Origin of the sequence: Pseudomonas sp. JV245A, from assembly GCF_032424515.1 — a bacterium.
Lineage (GTDB): Bacteria > Pseudomonadota > Gammaproteobacteria > Pseudomonadales > Pseudomonadaceae > Aquipseudomonas > Aquipseudomonas protegens.
Genome location: NZ_VYKE01000619.1, coordinates 1 through 304, shown reverse-complemented (window position 1 = coordinate 304; position 304 = coordinate 1). Strand labels below are relative to the sequence as shown.

The following is a 304-nucleotide window of genomic DNA, read 5'->3' as shown; positions in this document are numbered from 1 at the left end:
TTACCCGGGCCAGGCGGGCAACGGTCTGCACGTTCACATTTCGGTTCTGGACAAAGATGGCAAGAACATCTTCGCCAGCGAGGATCCCGAGCAGAACGCCGCACTGCGTCACGCGATCGGCGGTGTGCTCGAGACCCTACCGGCGCAGATGGCCTTCCTCTGCCCGAACGTCAACTCCTATCGCCGTTTCGGCGCGCAGTTCTATGTGCCGAACTCGCCGAGCTGGGGCCTGGACAACCGTACCGTGGCCATTCGCGTCCCCACCGGCTCGGCCGATGCAGTGCGCATCGAACACCGGGTCGCC

The 304-nt window shown here is 64.5% G+C and carries 1 pseudogene; it reads left to right on the top strand.

The window, feature by feature from the left end:
• A pseudogene (locus tag F6S12_RS33310) lies at positions 1 to 304 on the top strand (glutamine synthetase); the annotation flags it as partial.